General features: G+C 73.7%; 13 protein-coding genes. 10 read left to right on the forward strand and 3 right to left on the reverse strand.

Translation table 11 applies throughout. From position 1 onward, the window contains the following. Nucleotides 1-19: 19 nt before the first annotated feature. From AB0I88_RS01155 to AB0I88_RS01185, 7 genes are read left to right on the forward strand one after another with little or no spacing between them, the layout of a single operon-like run. Nucleotides 20-2833 (forward strand): exo-alpha-sialidase, encoded by a 2814-nt coding sequence (locus tag AB0I88_RS01155; protein ID WP_361016983.1) that lies wholly within the window; start codon nt 20-22, stop codon nt 2831-2833. Continuing rightward, complete coding sequence (locus AB0I88_RS01160) at nt 2833-3651, forward strand: carbohydrate ABC transporter permease (RefSeq protein WP_361016985.1); 819 nt, start codon at nt 2833-2835, stop codon at nt 3649-3651. Before AB0I88_RS01155 ends, AB0I88_RS01160 begins: the two co-directional genes overlap by 1 nt. Before the next feature lie 38 nt (nt 3652-3689). Continuing rightward, a complete protein-coding gene (locus tag AB0I88_RS01165) occupies nt 3690-4988 on the forward strand; it encodes a sugar ABC transporter substrate-binding protein (RefSeq protein WP_361017125.1) in 1299 nt (432 codons plus the stop codon). A 7-nt stretch (nt 4989-4995) separates the two neighbouring features. Next, nucleotides 4996-6054: an ABC transporter ATP-binding protein gene (locus tag AB0I88_RS01170; protein ID WP_361016986.1), complete on the forward strand. Its 1059-nt coding sequence runs from the start codon at nt 4996-4998 to the stop codon at nt 6052-6054. Nucleotides 6055-6086: 32 nt separating this feature from the next. Next, the gene (locus AB0I88_RS01175; RefSeq protein ID WP_361017126.1) at nt 6087-6947 is read left to right on the forward strand and encodes a sugar ABC transporter permease; all 861 of its coding nucleotides are present in this window, start codon (nt 6087-6089) and stop codon (nt 6945-6947) included. Between the two features lie 38 nt (nt 6948-6985). Further along, entirely contained in the window at nt 6986-7450 is a 465-nt protein-coding gene (locus AB0I88_RS01180) for a hypothetical protein (protein WP_361016988.1), read from the forward strand. A gap of 37 nt (nt 7451-7487) precedes the next feature. After that, on the forward strand, nt 7488-8738 hold the full coding sequence (locus AB0I88_RS01185; protein WP_361016989.1) for a low temperature requirement protein A: 1251 nt from the start codon (nt 7488-7490) through the stop codon (nt 8736-8738). On the opposite strand, the gene AB0I88_RS01190 is transcribed toward AB0I88_RS01185, so the two are convergent. The 3 genes from AB0I88_RS01190 to AB0I88_RS01200 all read right to left on the reverse strand — a co-directional run bounded on the left by AB0I88_RS01190 (nt 8719) and on the right by AB0I88_RS01200 (nt 12823). Beyond that, nucleotides 8719-11358 carry an EAL domain-containing protein gene (locus AB0I88_RS01190; RefSeq protein WP_361016991.1) on the reverse strand — a complete coding sequence of 880 codons (2640 nt, stop codon included), beginning with the start codon at nt 11356-11358 and terminating at the stop codon, nt 8719-8721. The genes AB0I88_RS01185 and AB0I88_RS01190 overlap by 20 nt on opposite strands. A gap of 47 nt (nt 11359-11405) precedes the next feature. Next, nucleotides 11406-11687: a hypothetical protein gene (locus AB0I88_RS01195; protein ID WP_361016992.1), complete on the reverse strand. Its 282-nt coding sequence runs from the start codon at nt 11685-11687 to the stop codon at nt 11406-11408. 245 nt (nt 11688-11932) lie between these two features. Further along, nucleotides 11933-12823, reverse strand: a complete 891-nt coding sequence (locus AB0I88_RS01200) for a universal stress protein (RefSeq protein WP_361016994.1) — start codon at nt 12821-12823, stop codon at nt 11933-11935. 301 nt (nt 12824-13124) lie between these two features. Here AB0I88_RS01200 and AB0I88_RS01205 point away from each other — a divergent pair, with 301 nt between their 5' ends. The 3 genes from AB0I88_RS01205 (at nt 13125) to AB0I88_RS01215 (ending at nt 17107) form a co-directional block, all read left to right on the forward strand. Further along, nucleotides 13125-13658, forward strand: coding sequence for a universal stress protein (locus AB0I88_RS01205; RefSeq protein ID WP_361016996.1), 534 nt, complete (start codon nt 13125-13127; stop codon nt 13656-13658). Beyond that, a complete protein-coding gene (locus tag AB0I88_RS01210; protein WP_361016998.1) occupies nt 13655-16159 on the forward strand; it encodes an HAD-IC family P-type ATPase in 2505 nt (834 codons plus the stop codon). The genes AB0I88_RS01205 and AB0I88_RS01210 overlap by 4 nt, the downstream gene beginning before the upstream one ends. 78 nt (nt 16160-16237) lie before the next feature. After that, nucleotides 16238-17107, forward strand: coding sequence for a universal stress protein (locus AB0I88_RS01215; protein ID WP_361017000.1), 870 nt, complete (start codon nt 16238-16240; stop codon nt 17105-17107). Nucleotides 17108-17110: the final 3 nt, after the last annotated feature.

The following is a 17110-nucleotide window of genomic DNA, read 5'->3' on the forward strand; positions in this document are numbered from 1 at the left end:
CGGGAGGGGCGATGGTCTCGTGACCCGCAGACGTCGGCAGATTCTCATCGGCGCCGTGATCGGCGCGCTCATCGCGACCACCGGCGTGGCCGGGATTCATCTGGCCGGCGCCGCCGTGCCGGTGGCCCCGGCCGCGGCCACCGGTGACGGCGAGATGCCGAGCGCCCTGGGCGCCCATCTCGCCCGGCTCCGGCAGGCGGCCCCGAACGGCGGCGTGCTGGACACCCCCGGCGCGCTCGGACAAGGCGAGTTCGACGAGCGCGCCTATCCGGCGCAGACCATCTCGGTTGCTCAGGTGGACCGCTCCCGGTCGGCGTTCGCCGCCGCCGACGGGCGGGCCGTCCCGGCCGGGCGGGCGCAGCAGGGCCGCTGGGCCAACGTCGGCCCGAGCGAGGCGCTCTACCCGTTCAGCGAGTTCCGGAACGCGTACAACTACGTGCCGAACGAGTACGTCGCCGGCGGCCGCACGACGTCGATCGCGATCAGCCACCGCTGCGTTCCGAAACTGTGCCGCGCCTACATCACCCCGGCCGGCGGCGGGGTCTGGGCCACCCTGGACATCCTGGCCGCGAAACCGAAGTGGGCCTACCTGGGCGGGCCGCTGGGCATCAACGCGGCCGGGGCGGTGACCATCGACCGCAACGACCCGACCGGGCTGACCATCTACGTCGGCACCGGCGAGGCGAACATCTGCGCCTCCGGCTGTGTGGCCGGCGTGGGCCTCTACAAGTCCACCAACGGCGGTCTGACCTGGCAGGGCCCGCTCGGCAAGAACGAGCTCAGCGGCAAGGGCATCGGCGAGATCATCGTCAAGCCCGGCGACCGCAAGACGCTGTACGTGGCGACCACCACCGCGCTGCGCGGCATGTCGAGCGTGTGCTGCAGCGGCGTCACCCGGCCCGTGCCGGACGCCGCCAAGTGGGGCCTGTACAAGTCCACCGACGGCGGCCGGAGCTGGAACTTCGTGCACAACGGCTCGGCCGACCCGGCCCAGTGCACCGGCAGCGCCCAGGAGTTCGCCAACACGTCGACCTGCTCGCCGCGGGGCGTACGCCACGTCGAACTCGATCCGGTCGACAGCGACATCGTGTACGCGTCCTCGTACGCCCGGGGCATCTGGCGCTCCCCCGACGCCGGCGCCACCTGGACCCAGATCAAGCCGTCGCTGGCGCCGTCGGTCTTCCAGACCCGCGCCGCCTTCGACGTCACCCGGCTGCCGAACGGCAAGACCCGGATGTACGTCTACGAGGGCAACGTCGGCACCCCGTACTCCCGGCTGTTCCGCAGTGACGACGTGGCCGCCGGCGCCCCCGCCTTCACGGATCTGACCAGCGCGAACGTCGCCGATCCGGGGTACGCGACCTACAACCAGTGCGGCAGCCAGTGCTGGTACGACATGTTCGTGCACACCCCGGACGGTCACCCGGACGTGGTCTACACCGGCGGCTCGTACGTCTACGGCGAGACCATCGCCAACAAGCGGGCCGTGGTGCTCTCCACCGACGCGGGCGTCAGCGGCACCGACATGACCTTCGACGGCACCGACGAGCTGCACCCCAACGGCCTGCACCCGGACCAGCACGACATCGTCACCAACCCGCGTGACCCGATGCAGTTCTTCGAGGCCAACGACGGCGGCGTGATGCGCTCCACCGGGAAGTTCGTGGACCGGTCGGCGTGGTGCGACGCCCCGGAGCGGGCCCTGACCGCGCCGCAGCTGGAACGCTGCCGGCAGATGCTGTCGCGCATCCCGTCGCGGCTGGACGACGTCAACGAGGGTCTGTCGACGTTGCAGTTCATGAGCCTGTCGGTGAGCCCGCACGACGCGAACCTGCTGCAGGGCGGCACCCAGGACAACGGCACGTGGGAGAACAAGGGCGAACGCCGCCGCTGGCTGAACACGATCATCGGCGACGGCGGGCAGTCCGGTTTCGACGTGGCCCGGCCCGAGTTCCGGTTCCACACCTACACCGGCGTGCAGGCCGAGGTGAACTTCGCCGACGGCGACACCGGGAGCTGGATCTACGTCGGCGAGCCGATCGACGCGCAGCCCGGCACCCAGTTCTACGCGCCGGTGATCAGCGACCCGAAGGTGAGCGGCACGATGTTCGCCGGGACCGCGGTCAGCGCCTACCGCACCAAGACGTTCGGTCTCGGCGACCGCAGCCTCGAGGAGGCCGACCGGATCTGCAACACCTGGACCGGCACCTTCGAGGAGCAGTGCGGCGACTGGGCGCAGCTGGGCACGACACCGCTGACCGCCGCCGCCTGGGGCGACAAGGCGGGCGGCGCGATGGCCGCGATCGAACGGTCCGCCGGCGACACCTCGACCGCCTGGGCGGCGACCACCACCGGCCGGGTCTTCGTGTCCCGCAACGTCGACGCCGAACCCGCGTCGGCGGTCGAGTGGATCAGGATCGACGACGACGGCACGCTGCCCAACCGGTTCGTCAGCAGCATCCAGCCCGACCCGTCGGACCCGGGCCGCGCGTGGGTGTCGTACAGCGGGTTCAACTCCAACACGCCCGCCACGCCGGGGCACGCGTTCGAGGTGACCGTGGCCGCCGACGGCACGTCCACCTGGGCCGACCGGTCGTACAACCTCGGCGACCAGCCGGTCACCGACCTGGTCCGCGACGATGTGACCGGGGACCTCTACGCGGCCACCGACTTCGGGGTGCTGCGGCTGCCCGGCGGCACCACCGCCTGGGTGAAAGCCGCGGCGGGTATGCCGAACGTCGAGGTCACCGGCCTGACGATCGTGCCCGGCAAACGGATCCTGTACGCCGCCTCGCACGGCCTGAGCGCCTGGAAGCTGGGGTTGAGGAGGTAGTGCCGGCACGGCTCTGGCGCACCCTCGGCGCGGTGTTCGTGGTGCTGGTGTTCGTGCCGCCGCTGCTGCTGCTGGTGTCGGGCTCGCTGACCGAACCTGGTCAGCCACCCCCGCCGACGCCGCGGCTGCTGCCGAACCCGGTGTCCACCGCCGGCTACGAGCAGGCCCTCGCTCTCGGGGGCCTGCTCCGCGCGGGCGTCAACTCGCTGCTCGTGGCGGCCGTCGCGGTGCCGCTGAGCGTCCTGGTCGCCGCGTGGGCCGGGTTCGCGCTGGCCCGCGTCTCCCGGCGGCTGACCGGGGTCCTCGCCGTGGTGTCGCTGCTGGCGCTGATGGCCCCGGCCACCGCGCTGCTGCTGCCGCGGTTCGTGCTGTTCCGGCTGCTGGGCCTGACCGACACGCTGATCCCGCTGGTCGCGCCGGCCCTGCTGGGCGCCTCACCGCTCTACGTGCTGATCTACTACCTGGTGTTCCGGGGGCTGCCCGCCGACCTGTACGACACGTGCCGGCTGGCCGACCTCACCCCGATGCGGACGTGGTGGCGGTTCGCGATGCCGTCGGCGCGGCCGGTGACGGCCGGGCTGACGGCGCTGAGTTTCATCCTGACCTGGTCCAACTTCCTCGACCCGCTGGTGTACGTCTACGACCGCGACCTGTTCACCCTGCCGCTGGCGCTGCGGTCGCTGTCGGTGCTCGACCCCTCCGACTTCCCGGTGTTCCTGGCCGGGGCGGTGCTGGCGACCGTGCCGCCGGTGGTGGTGTTCGTGCTCGCCCAGCGCTGGTTCCTGCACTCCGACGATCCGACGGGACGGTTCCGGTGACGAGACTGCGACGACTGGCCACCCTGCTGCTCGGCGCCCTGCTGGCCGGAACCTCCGGGGCCTGCGCGGACCCCGGCGGCGACGGCGGTGACCCGGCGGGCCCGGTACGGCTGCTCGTCTTCGGCGCCCCGGAGGAACTGGCGGCGTACCGGACGCTCGTCAGCGCGTACACCGAGAGTCACCCGGACCGGACGATCCAGCTGGTGGAGGCCGGCGACCGCAAGGATCTCCTGGCCCGGTTGTCCACCTCGATCGCCGGCGGCGAGCCGCCGGAGCTGTTCCTGATGAACTACCGCTTCTACGGCCAGTTCGCGGTCAAGGAGGCGATCGAGCCGCTCGACGACCGCATCGCCGCCTCGGACCGGATAGACCCGGCCGACTACTACCCGGTGGCGATGAACGCGTTCCGGTGGCACGACCGCCAGCTCTGCCTGCCGCAGAACGTCTCCAGCCTGGCCGTCTACTACAACCGGACACTCTTCGAGAAGTACCGGGTGCCGCTGCCGGAACCCGGCTGGACCTGGACCGACATGCTCACCACGGCGACCGCGATGACCCGGGACGCGGCCGGCGGCGTCATCCGCGGCACCGAGAGCGAAGGCGCGGCCCGGCGGCCCGCCGTGCACGGGCTCGGCATCGAACCGTCGATCATCCGGCTGGCCCCGTTCGTCTGGTCCAACGGCGGCGAGATCGTCGACGACCCGGCCCGCCCCACCCGGCTCACCCTCGGCACCCCGGCCGCCCGGGAGGCGCTGAAGAACCTGATGGACCTGCGGCTGGCGTACGGGGTGACGCCCACCGACGAGGAGGTCGAGTCCGAGGACGACGAGTCCCGGTTCGCCAACGGCCGGCTGGCGATGCTGCTGTCGTCGCGGCGTTCCACCACCACGTTCCGGTCGATCACCGGCTTCGAATGGGACGTGGCGCCGCTGCCGGTCTACCGGCAGCCGGCCGGGATCCTGCACTCCGACGCCTACTGCATGACCCGCGGCGGGACGAACAAACGGGCCGCCTGGGACTTCCTGGAGTACGCGATCAGCGCCGACGGCCAGCGGATCATCGCGGCGACCGGGCGAACCGTGCCGTCGCACATGGGGGTCGCCGGCAGCGCCGCCTTCCTCGGCCCGGCCCAGCCGCCGCGCAGCGCCAAGGTGTTCCTCGACGCCATCCCGACCGTACGGGCACTGCCGGCGGTCTCCACCTGGCCGGAGATCGAGGACGTCACCGGCGGCATCCTGGAGAACGCGCTGTACCGCGGCGACCGTCTCGACGACGTGATCCGGCAGCTCGACGAAGCGACCCGGCCCCTGTTCGAACGCGGCGAGTATCCACGATGATCTCTACATGGCCGAGCTAGCGAGCGAATCGGTCAGCCCAGGAACCGGGCTGAGACTGACCGGGGTGTCGGCGGCGTACCGCCGCGAACAGGTGCTGCACGAGCTGGATCTGGACGTGGCCCGCGGGGAGTTGCTGGTCGTCCTCGGACCGTCCGGCGCCGGCAAGAGCACCCTTCTGCGGGTGGTGGCGGGCCTGCAACCGGCCACCACCGGGCGGGTGGTCATCGGCGATCGCGACGTCACCGCGCTGCGGCCGGGACGGCGCAACGTGTCGATGGTCTTCCAGTCGTACGCCCTCTTCCCGCACCTCACCGCCCTCGACAACATCACCTTCGGGCTGGAGGTGCGCGACACGCCCCGGGCGGCGGCCCGGGACCGCGCCACGGCCGCCGCCACCGCGGTGGGCTGTGCGCACCTGCTCGGCCGGCGGCCGGGACAGCTGTCCGGCGGCGAACGGCAACGCGTCGCGCTGGCCCGGGCCCTGGTCCGCGAACCCGACCTGTTCCTGCTCGACGAGCCGCTGTCGAACCTCGACCTGGAACTGCGGACCGAGACCCGCGGCGAGCTCAAGGCGCTGCACAGCAGGCTCGGCGTCACCACCGTGCACGTCACCCACGACCAGACCGAGGCGCTGGTGCTCGCCGACCGGATCGCCGTGCTGCGCGACGGGCGGCTGGAACAGCTCGGCACCCCCGACGAGATCTGGCGGACCCCGGCCACCCTGTTCGTGGCCCGCTTCGTCGGGTCGCCGGCGATGAACGTGGTGCCCTCCGGCGGCCCGTTCACCCCGGCGGGCGCGCCCGCCGTCCCGGCCGGTTCGCGGTTCGGTTTCCGGTCCGAGGCGGTCCGGCTCACCACCGGCGACGGTACGGACGGGACGGTCGAACGGGTGGATGTGGTGGGTGAGGACGCGTACGCGTACCTGCGTCTCGCCGGAGGCGACCGGATCGTGGCCCGGATGCCGGCGGCGGCACGCCCGGCCGCCGGTGCGACGGTCCGGGCCACGGTCGGCTGGGCCGACACGCACGTCTTCGGCGCGGACGGGCGCCGGGTGACCGTCGCGTGAGACCGGACCGGGGCCGCCGGCAGCTCGCCCTGATGCTCGCCCCCTACCTGCTGGGCCTGACCGTCCTCGTGCTGGCCCCGTTCGCGGTGACGCTGGCGCTGGCGTTCACCGACTACGACCTGATCCGGCCGCCCCGGTGGACCGGCGCCGGCAACTTCACCGCCCTGGCCGCCGATCCGGTCTTCCGGACCGCGCTGCTCAACTCGCTGCTGTTCGCGGCCGTCGCGGCGCCGCTGCGGCTGCTGATCGCGCTGGGCCTGGCGCTGCTGCTGCACCGCCGCGCCCCGGTCGCCGGCCCGGCCCGTACCGCCGCCGTGCTGCCCACCGCCATCCCGGAGATCGCCTACGGGCTGCTGTGGCTGTGGCTGCTCAATCCGCTTCACGGGCCGGTCAACCAGATCCTGCGGATCGGCGGCGGCAACGGTCTGACCGTGTTCGGCCGCACCCCGCCGCAGTGGCTCACCGACCCGGCCGACGCCCGCGCCGCGATCATCCTGATGAGCCTGTTCACCGTCGGCGAGATGTTCGTGATCCTGCTGGCCGTACGGCGTTCGCTGCCCACCGCCGTCTACGAGCTGGCGGCGCTGGAGGACGCCACCTCCTGGGACGTGCTGCGCCGGATCACGTGGCCGCTGATGGCGCCGGTGCTCGGTCTGCTGCTGATCCGCGACGCCATCGGAAGCCTCCAGTTCTCGTTCGTGCCGGCGCTGGTCGTCACCGACGGCGGCCCACCGCCGTACGCCACCACCTACGTTCCGCTGTTCACCTACCGGGCCGCGTTCGAGTACCTGCGGTACGGCTACGCCGCCGCCGCGACCGTGATCATGCTGGCCCTGACCGTCGCGGCCGTCGCCGTGCAGTGGCGCCTGCTGCGTTCCTTCCGGGGCCGTTGAGACGGGAGCCGACCGGCCGTGCGGCGCGTCCCATCGACATGAGGACGACCACAGTGATCATCATCCTGGTGCTGGCCGTGGGCGGCTGCGGATCGGAGCCCGCGCCGCCGCCGTCCGCCCCGCCCCCGTCCGGCCCGGCGCCCACGGCGGCCTCACCGTCCGGCCCCGGGCAGGGGCCGGCGCCATCGACCGCCTCACCGCCCGGGACCAGGGAACCGTCCGGGACCGGGGAACCGTCCGGTCCGGGGGAACCGCCCGGTCCCGGGGAGCTGCCCGGCGGCCTGCCGCACGGCGAGCGGACGCTGACCGGCGTCGTCGAGCGATCCGCCGGATGCGTGCTGCTGCGGGTGGGCGCCCGGCGGTGGGAACTGACCGGGACCCCGGTGGACGGGTCGGCCGCCGGAACCACCGTCACCGTCACCGGTCAGGTCACCGACGCGACCGGCTGCGCCGGCGAGGACGTCACACGGGCGCTGATCGTGCGGTCGGTGACACCACGCTGACCGGTTGGAATCGCTGCCGATCGGGTAGGGCGAAGCCGTGTCAGCAGACCCGAGCACCGAGACCTCCGGCGGCGCGTCGCCCGAGGAGAACGCCCGTCTCGATCGCGAGGACCGGGAGGAACGCGAACTGGTCCGTTCGCCCGACGTCAACCAGGAGTCCAACCGTTCGGCCACCCGGCTGGAACTCTTCTTCGACCTGGCGTTCGTGCTGTTCGTGGCCGGCTGCGCCGACATGCTGGCGAAGAACGAGACGATCACCGGCGGCCTCCGGTTCGCCGCGGTCGTCGCGGTCGGCTGGTGGGCCTGGGCCAGCACCACCCTGTACGCCAACCGGTTCGACACCGACGACGCCATCTTCCGGCTGCTCACCCTGACCGGGATGGCCGGCGTGATCGTGATGGCCTCGACGGCCGGCGAGGTCACCGGCCCGGCCGGGACGTGGTTCGCGCTCGGCTACGTCATCCTGCGGATCGTGCTCGTCCTCGGCTACCTGCGGGTGTGGCGGACGCTGCCGGACACCCGGGCGGGCATCCGGCCGTACCTGATCGGGCACTCCGCCGGCGCGGCCTGCTGGCTGGTGTCGCTCGCGGCGCCGGCGCCGGCGCGGTACGTGCTGTGGACCGTCGGCGTCCTCGCCGACCTGCTCGGGCCGACGCTGAGCGCCCGCAAACCGGACGCCCCGCCGCTGCACATGGAGCACCTGCCCGAACGGTTCGGGCTGTTCGTCATCCTGCTGCTCGGGGAATCGGTCGCCGCGACCGTGCACGGCCTGCACGACGGGAAGTGGACCGCCGGGGTGATGACCACGGCCGGCGCGGCGTTCCTGGTGGCCGCCGCGCTGTGGTGGTCTTACTTCGACCTGTCCGGCGGCGCCGCGAAACGCCGCCTGGTCCAGGAGGGCGGCGAACGCACCCATCAGGGGGTGCACGACTTCTACGTGTACGCCCATCTGCCGGTGGCGATCAGTCTCGCGGCGGTGGCGGTCGGTCTGGAACACGCCATCGTGCACGGCTCGGAGGGTCATCTCAGCTCGGGCACACGGGGGGTGCTCGGCCTCGGCCTGGCCGGCTATCTGCTCAGCGCCGCCCTCATCCAGGGCGTGCTGTCGCGCCGCTACCGTGCCGTGCTGATCTGGCCGGGCCTCGGCGTCCCGGCGATCGCCGTGGTCATGCTGCTCGATCTGGCCCCGCCGGTGCTGGTCGGCCTGTGCGCGGCGGTGCTCGTCGCCGGCGTCGCCACCGGCATCCGCCAGCACCGGCACGGCGAGATCAAGGTAGCGAAGGTTTGACCGCCGCCGTGCCGATCCGCTCGCGCAGGTCGGCGGCGCTCATCGGCCGTGCGAAGTGGAAGCCCTGTGCGCGGTCGTAGCCGAGCCGGGTCAGGCAGGCCACCTGCTCCTCGGTCTCGACGCCCTCGGCCACCGCCTCCAGGCCGAACGCGCGGGCCATCTGGGCGACCGCGTCGGCGATCGCCTCGGAGCCGCCGTCCGGCGCGAAGGAGCGATCCAGCTTGATCTGGTGCACCGGGCAGGTGGCGAGCAGGGTGAGTGTGGAGGCGCCGGTGCCGAAGTCGTCCAGGGACAGCCGTACGCCCATGTCCCGCAGGGCTTGCAGGTTGTCGGCGGTGGCGCCGCCGCCCACCGCGACCGACTCGGTGATCTCCACGGTCAGCCGGTGCGACGGCAGGCCGCTGTCGTGCAGCGCCGCCGCCACCACCGCCGGTAAGCCGCACTCGCGCAACTGGCGGGCCGACACGTTCACCGACACCTTCAGCCCGCCCGGCCACGTCGCGGCCTCCCGCGTGGCGGCGCGCAGCACCCATTCGCCGAGCGGCACGATCAGGCCGGTCTGCTCGGCGAGGTCGATGAAGGCGCCCGGCCCGAGCAGGCCCTCGACCGGGTGCTGCCAGCGGATCAGCGCCTCGGCGCCGGTGATCCGGCCGTCCGGCAGCGTCACCACCGGCTGGAAGTACGTCACCAGCTGGTCCTCGAGGATCGCCGTCTGCAGCGCGGCCGCCCGGCGGCGCCGTTCCGCGCCGCGCGCCTCCATGCCCGGCCGGTACCGCTCGCAGCCGCCCTCGCCACGGTCCTTCGCCTCGTACATCGCGATGTCCGCCCGGCGCAGCAGCTCGCCGGCGTCGACGCCGTCGCTGCCGTCGACGACGCCGAAGCTGGCGTGCACGGTCATCGGTTCGCCACCGATCACGGCCGGTTCGAGCAGCGCCGAACGGATCCGGATCAGCACCTGGTCGACGTCCGGGCCGGCGATTCCCTCGAAGAGGACCGCGAACTCGTCGCCACCCAGCCGGGCCACCGTGTCGGTGGGCCGCACGCACGCCCGTATCCGCCCGGCCACGTGCACCAGCAGCGCGTCCCCGGCGACGTGCCCGAGCGTGTCGTTGACCAGCTTGAAGTCGTCCAGGTCGACCAGCACGACGCTGACCGGCAGATCCGCGCCGGTGGCGGCCACGGCGGCGGCCAGCCGCCTGCCGAAACGCGCCCGGTTCACCAGGCCGGTGAGCCGGTCGTGACCGGCCTCGTAGCTGAGCCGGTCCCGCACCTCACGGGTCTCGGTGATGTCCCGCGCGTTGCTGACGATGCCGCCCACGCTGGGCTCGGCGGTCAGGTTCACGCTGATCATCTCCAGCCACCGGTAGGTGCCGTCGGCGTGCCGCAGCCGGGCCTGGTAGGTCGCCGCGTTGCCGGGCGCCTCGGCCACCGTCGCGATCCGCTCGGCCACCGTGGCCCGGTCGTCGGGGTGCATCCGCGGGGTGATGTCGGCGCCGGTCAGCTCGTCCGGGTCGGTGCCGAGGATCCCCCACGAGGCCGGGCTGACATAGGTCAGCACACCGCTCGGCTGTCCGATCGTGACCAGGTCGGTGGAGTTCTGCACCAGCAGACGGAACCGGTTCTCCTGCACGCCGATCCGGGCGAGCAGCGCGTCGTTGAGCCGGAACGCGATCAGCTGTCGGAGCACCACCAGCCCGGTCAGCCCGACGGCGACGCCGTCGATCAGGATGCTGTTCCGGCCGCCGGAGACGTTCTCGTAGATCACCATGGCGTCCACGGCCGCGATCGCCACGTACGGCATCAGGCTGTAACCACGCGAGGCGCTCCGCGGCCGGGCGGCGGCAGCGGAGTCGACGACCTGCACGCGCGCGCCCACCGCGGCCGCGTACGCGGCGAGGGGAAGCACCAGCACCAGCAGGTTGCCGTCCGGCTGGAGCGGGTGCAGGAAGGCGATCGCCGAGCCGAGGCCGCCGGTCAGCGCCGACGCGCCGATCCAGTAGAGCCCTCGCCGGGCGAACGAGTCGACCCCGGCGAGCACCACCTTGGCGGCCAGGTAGACGCCGTTGAGACCGGCACCCATGATCACGATCGCGGACAGTGTCCCGGTCACGGTGACCGGGCCGCCGGCGAACTGGCGGGACGCGGCGAAATGCCAGATCAGCAGGCCGGCGGCGGCTGACAGGGTGCCGAGATCCAGCCAGACCCCGAGCTTGCGGGACCGGCCCCGGGCGCTGAACGGCAGGCCGACCAACGGCCAGGTGAGCACCAGTCCGCCGATGACGTGCAGCACCACGGAGACCGGCAGCGGCCAGTCGCCGAGCCCGGCCTCGTACAGCACGCGCAGTCCCGCGACCCCGACGAACAGCGCGATGCCGGCCCGGACCGTGCGCCAGTAGCGGCGCACCACCGGCGACGACGCCGGGTCGGTCTGCACGCGCCGGCAGAGCACCAGCGTGGGCACGATGACAGCGATCATCAGCAGCCAGTCCACCGGCGCCGGCCACAACCGGCCGAGGCGCTCCTGCGACAGGAACGCCACGACATCGACGACTGTCAGGGCCGTGACGGCCTGGAACGCCCGGTCGGCGAGGAGCGGCAGACGGCCGGTCGTGTCGGGCACACGATCATCATCGACGCCGCCCCCACCGAGTTTAGGTTCCGCGGTGGCTAGGCGCAGGCGTCCGGGCGGTCGTTGCCGGGCACCGACAACGGGTTGCGCTCGTCGTCGCGGGCCGCGAGCCGGGCCAGCGCGGCCTGGTACTGCGTCCGGTTGATCTCCCCGTGCACGAGCTGAGCCACCAGCGCGCCCTCCAGGGTGGTCGCCGCGGGGGCGGCATCACCGGGTTCGGTCTTCTGCTCCGCGGCCTGGGCCTCGTCCGTCTCGTCCCGCGGGAACAGGAGGATCAGGACCGCGATGAACAGCGCCGCAGCTCCGATTGCCGTCAACATCCCAACCACCTCCGTCGATACCCATCCTCGGCCGGGCGGCGGCCGGCCGGGAGGGACGAAGGTCCCGCCCACCAGGGCAGGACGGCCGGGGGGCGAACAAGGCGCCGGGCGGGTCCGGCATACGAATCCGGCCCGCCCGCGCGCTGCTGTGACGATGTCGTTCTCCGGGCGTGGCACCGGTCGATGCCGGCCGACCTCCGACTCCGGCCGGCATGCGAGATCCGGGGCCCCGCCCATGGCGCTTGTCAGTACCGGCCGGCCTCCGAGATCCCGGCCGACATCCGGCCGGCCTCCGAGACCCCGGCCGACATCCGGCCGCCCACCGGCCACCCCGGCGGCACGAGCAGGACCGGGCACAGCTGGCGGCCACCGGACGCCATCCCACCGGAGTTGTAGACCGCCTCCACCGACCAGCCCTTGCGGCCCCGCCCGGCGACCAGCAGCCGGCAGCGGCGCGACGCCCGGTCGATCGTGTACGGCACCTCGTCCTCACCGACGGACAGCCGTTCCACCGGCACCTCGGGCCACAACGCGCCCCACTCGGCCAGCACCTCGTCCAGGTGGGCCTCCACCATGCCGCCGGTCTCCTTCACGTGCACCGCCGTCAGGCCACTGCCCGCCCGGGCCGCCGACTCGAACGCACACCGCAGCGACGCGGTACGCCGGCCGGACACGGCCACCACGACCGGGCCGCGCGGGGTGGACGCGCCACGATGGACCAGCAAGGGGCAGACGCTGTGGTGCGCCACGTACGCCGCCGTCGAACCCCACCCGTGACCGAGGCCGCCCTCGTCGCGATGCCGGACCACCAGCAGCCCGGCCCGGGCCGACCAGCGGACCAGCGCCTCGGCTGCGCCCTCGTCCACCAACTGGGTTCCGACTATCAGGCTGGGGTAGGCCAGCTGGGCACGACGGATCGCCAACTCCAGGAGGTGGCGCCCGTCCAACTGGTCCGCCGCGCCTCGATGCCGCGACCACATCACCTGCCGGCCAGGCCAGGCGTGCACCACGTGCAACGGGACTCCACGAACTGCCGCCTCTTCGGCGGCCACATCCACCACCTGCAGATCGGCCGGCATCCCATCGACGCCGACCACCACGGGCAGCCTCTCCACTACCGACACGACACTACTCATATCCGCACCGTAAGACTCGGGTGTGGCGTGCGGCACCGCCGGGCGGCAGGTACCAGTGGTCCGTTGGGCCCGGGGTCCGGCGGTCGGGACCTTCGGCTCTGGGTACCGTATCGCCACCGCGCGACGCTTCAGACACCCCCCCCACCGGCCGGGTGGCGAAGCCCACCGGCTGCCGGACGAGACACTGGACGGCCTTGGTGCCACCAGACCCACCGTCGTCAAGACGGGCACCGGATCCGGCGGGCCGCCGCCCGGCCGGGCGGGCGGGACGGAACCGTTCCTCACAGGTCCGGGGTGTGCCATGGACACGACGGCGTCATACACATCGGTGGAACGGCTGGCCGCGGCGATCCGGGAGCATCTGGACGCGGACGGGCCGTGGCGCCCGCACGCCGACCCGGACCGCCACGCGGTCGAACTCACTCCCGCGACGAGACCGCCCGGCGACGTGGTGCTGGCCGCGATCACCGAGGACGCCGCCCTGGACGCCGTGCTCGGCTACGCCCGCGCCCGGGCCGCCGAGCAGGGCCTGCCGCTGCGCCTCGTGCACGTCTGGACCGGGCACGGCCGGGAGGCCGCCGGTGTCCGGATGCGCCCGGAGTCGCTGGCCCACGCCGATCTGCTGCTGGCGTCCGCCGCGCACGAGCTGGGCATGCCGGCCGAGCGGCAGATCCTGCACGACACCGACCCGGGCGCGGCGCTGCGGGCGCTCGGCGACCATGCCGCGCTGCTGGTGGTGGGCGCGTCCCCGGACCTGCACGGCCACACCGCTCGTGCCCTGGTCGGCCGGACCGCCTGCGCGCTCGCCCTGGTCGTTCCCCGGCCGCCGCGATGACACGGCTCGCCGAGACGGCGGGCCTCACGGTACGGGGCCTGTCCGGTGTGGAGGCGGCGGCCCGGCTGGCCGCCGACGGCCCCAACCTGGTGGCTCCGCCGCGGCGGCACGGCGTCGCCTACCGGGCCGGCCGGCAGCTGACCGACCCGCTGGTGGCGCTGCTGCTGGTCGCCGGGGTGGTGACCGCGGCGCTCGGCGACGTGCCGGACACGTTGATCATCCTGCTCGTGGTGACCGTCAATACGGTGATCGGCGTGGTGCAGGAGGTCCGCGCGGACGCGGCGATCGCCGCCCTGGACCGGCTGGCCGCACCGGTGGCCCGGGTGGTCCGCGACGGCCGCGACCAGCTGGTGCCGGCAGTCGACCTGGTCCGCGGCGACCACGTACGCCTGGAAGCCGGCGACGTGGTCCCCGCCGACCTGGACCTGACCGAGGCGCACCGGGCCGCCTTCGACGAGTCCGCGCTGACCGGCGAGTCGGCGCCGGTGCACCGGGACGTCGGCGAGCCAGCCGGCGCCGGGACCGTGCTGGCCGCCGGCCGGGCCGCCGGAACGGTCACGGCGACCGGCCCGGACAGCGCGCTGGGCCGGATCGCCGACCTGGTCGCCCGGACCCGGCCCGGCCCGACCCCGTTGCAGCGGCGGATCACCGCGCTCGGCCGGCTGCTGGGCGCCACCGCCGTGATGGTGTCGGCGCTGGTGTTCGCCCTCGGGGTGCTCGCCGGGCAGCCGGTGACCCGGATGGCGATCACCGCGGTCAGCCTGGTGGTGGCGGCGGTGCCGGAGAGCCTGCCGGCGGTGGTGACGCTGGCGCTGGCGCTCGGGGCCCGCCGGATGGCCCGGACCCGGGCCATCCCGCGCCGGCTGCACGCCGTGGAGACGCTCGGCTCGGTCACCGTGATCGCCTCGGACAAGACCGGGACGCTCACCGAGAACCGGATGGCGGTGCAGCGGGCGGTCACCGCGGACGGCGCCCGGCACACGGTCACCGGCACCGGCTACGACCCGGCCGGCACGGTCGGCGGCGCCGTCGGCGAACCGTTGCGGCTGCTGGCACGGGCCGGGGCGCTGTGCAACGACGCGAGCCTGCTGCCGCCGGACGAGGGCCGCGCCCACTGGGCCGCCGCGGGCGATCCGATGGAGGCGGCGCTGCTGGCCTTCGCCGGGCGCTGCGGCCTCGACCCGGACGCCGAACGGGCCGCCGCGCCCCGGATCGCCGAGCAGCCCTTCGATCAGGCGCACCGCCGGATGACGACGGTCCACCGGACCCCGGACGGGCGGTATCTGGTGGCCCGCAAGGGCGCCCCGGAGACGGTGCTGGACCCGGCCTCCGACGCGGACCTGCTGGCGGCGGCCGCCGAACTCGCCGCCGCCGGACTGCGGGTGCTGGCCGTGGCCACCGCCGTCACCACCGTCCGGCCCGACCCTGCCACGCCGCCACCGCTGCACGCCGCCGGCCTGGTCGGCATCGGCGACCCGCTGCGGGCCACCGCACGCGACACGGCGGCGGCGTTCGCGCGCTCCGGCGTACACCTGCTGTTGATCACAGGTGACCACCCGGGGACCGCGAGCGCCATCGGCCGGGATCTGGGGATTCTGGCGCCCGGCGACGAGGCCGCCCGCGGTGACCTCGGCCCGCTCACCCCCGCGACCATCGAGAAGACCCGGGTGTACGCGCGAACGCGCCCCGAACAGAAGCTGGACATCGTGGCCGCGCTGCAGGAACGCGGCGAGGTCGTGGCGATGACCGGCGACGGGGTGAACGACGCCCCGGCGCTGCGCCGCGCCGACATCGGGGTGGCCATGGGCAGCGGCACTGAGGTGGCCCGGCAGGCCGCCGAGCTGGTGCTGGTCGACGACAACCTGGCCACCGTGGCGGACGCCGTCGGCGAGGGCCGGCGGATCTACGACAACATCCGCCGGTTCCTGCGCTACGCGCTCTCCGGCGGGCTGGCCGAGCTGGCGGTGATGCTGGCCGGGCCGCTGCTGGGTATGCCGCTGGCGCTGCTGCCGGCCCAGCTGCTCTGGATCAACCTGCTCACCCACGGGGTGCCGGGTGTCGCGCTGGGCGCCGAACCGGCCGAGGCGGACGTGCTGCGCCGGCCACCGCGATCGCCGCAGGAGTCGGTGCTCGGCGGCGGCCTGCTGCGTGACGTGCTGACCGGCGCCGGGCTGCTGGCCGCGGTGACGCTGGCGGCCGGGGTGACGGCGCACCGGCTGGACCTGCCGTGGCAGTCGGTGATGTTCCTGGTGCTCGGGTTCGCTCAGCTCGGCGTGGCCCTCGCGGTACGCGCGCGGCCCGCCCCCGGCGCGGCCCGCAACCACGCGCTGCCGGCCGCCGTCGCGGTGTGCCTGCTGCTGCAACTGGCCGGGGTGCTGGCTGCCCCGATGCACACCCTGCTGGGCACCGAACCGCTCTCCGCCGCCACCGTCCTGGCCTGCCTCGCGGCCGCCGTCGTGCCCGGCGCGGCGCTGCGGATCGCCCGTGGGTGGCGCCGCTGAGGTACGGGACTTCCGGCCCTGCCCGGCAGGGGTCGATGGGCGTGCCATGGGAGGAGAGTGAAGAAGGAGGGCCGTACCGTGCACAAGAGAATCATCGTCGGGTACGACGGGTCGTCCTGGTCTCACGACGCCCTCGTCTGGGCGCTGGAGGAGGCGGAACGCACCGGCGAATCCGTGGAGCTGGTCTACGCCGACGAATGGCCGGTCCTCGCCCCCGCGGCGAGCCTGGTCCCGTCCCCCGCCCTGCGCCCCGAGCCGTATGTCGCACAGGTCATCGACGGCACCTTGAACCGCGCGGTCGAGGCGGCCCGCAAGTCGCACCCGCTGGTGCCGGTCACCGCCGCCACCGTGCGCGCGCACGCGGCCACGGCCCTGCTGGAACGGTCCGGGCGAGCCCGTCTCATGGTGCTCGGCGGCCGAGGGCACAGCGCCGTCGCCGGGCTGCTCGGCTCGGTCACCGTCGCCGTGACCGCCCACTCGCACTGCCCGGTCGTGGTGGTGCGCGGCGCCTCGCCCGCCACCGGCGCGGTGGTCGCCGGCATCGACGACACCGCCGCCGCTTCCGGTGTGCTGGCGTTCGCCGCCGAACAGGCGGCGGCCCGCAAGGCGCCGCTGCGGATCATCCACGCCTGGCCGCCGGTCACCGGCATCTGGATGGAGACCCCGATGGCCACCTGGACGGTCACCGACGCGGAGCGGGCGCCGTTCGACTCACAGGTGACCGTCGTCCGCGACACCTTCCCGGACCTGCAGATCGAGGCGGACGCCGTCGTCGAGCACCCGGCCGCGACCCTCACCCGGGCCAGCGGCGGCGCGCAACTGCTGGTGGTCGGCTCCCGCGGCCGCGGCGCTCTCCGCGGACTGCTGCTCGGCTCGGTGAGCCAGCACCTGCTGCGCCACTCGGCCTGCCCGGTGGCGGTCGTCCACGACGGGACCGCGATGTCCTGACCC

Source organism: Actinoplanes sp. NPDC049802 (assembly GCF_040656595.1).
Classification (GTDB): domain Bacteria; phylum Actinomycetota; class Actinomycetes; order Mycobacteriales; family Micromonosporaceae; genus Actinoplanes.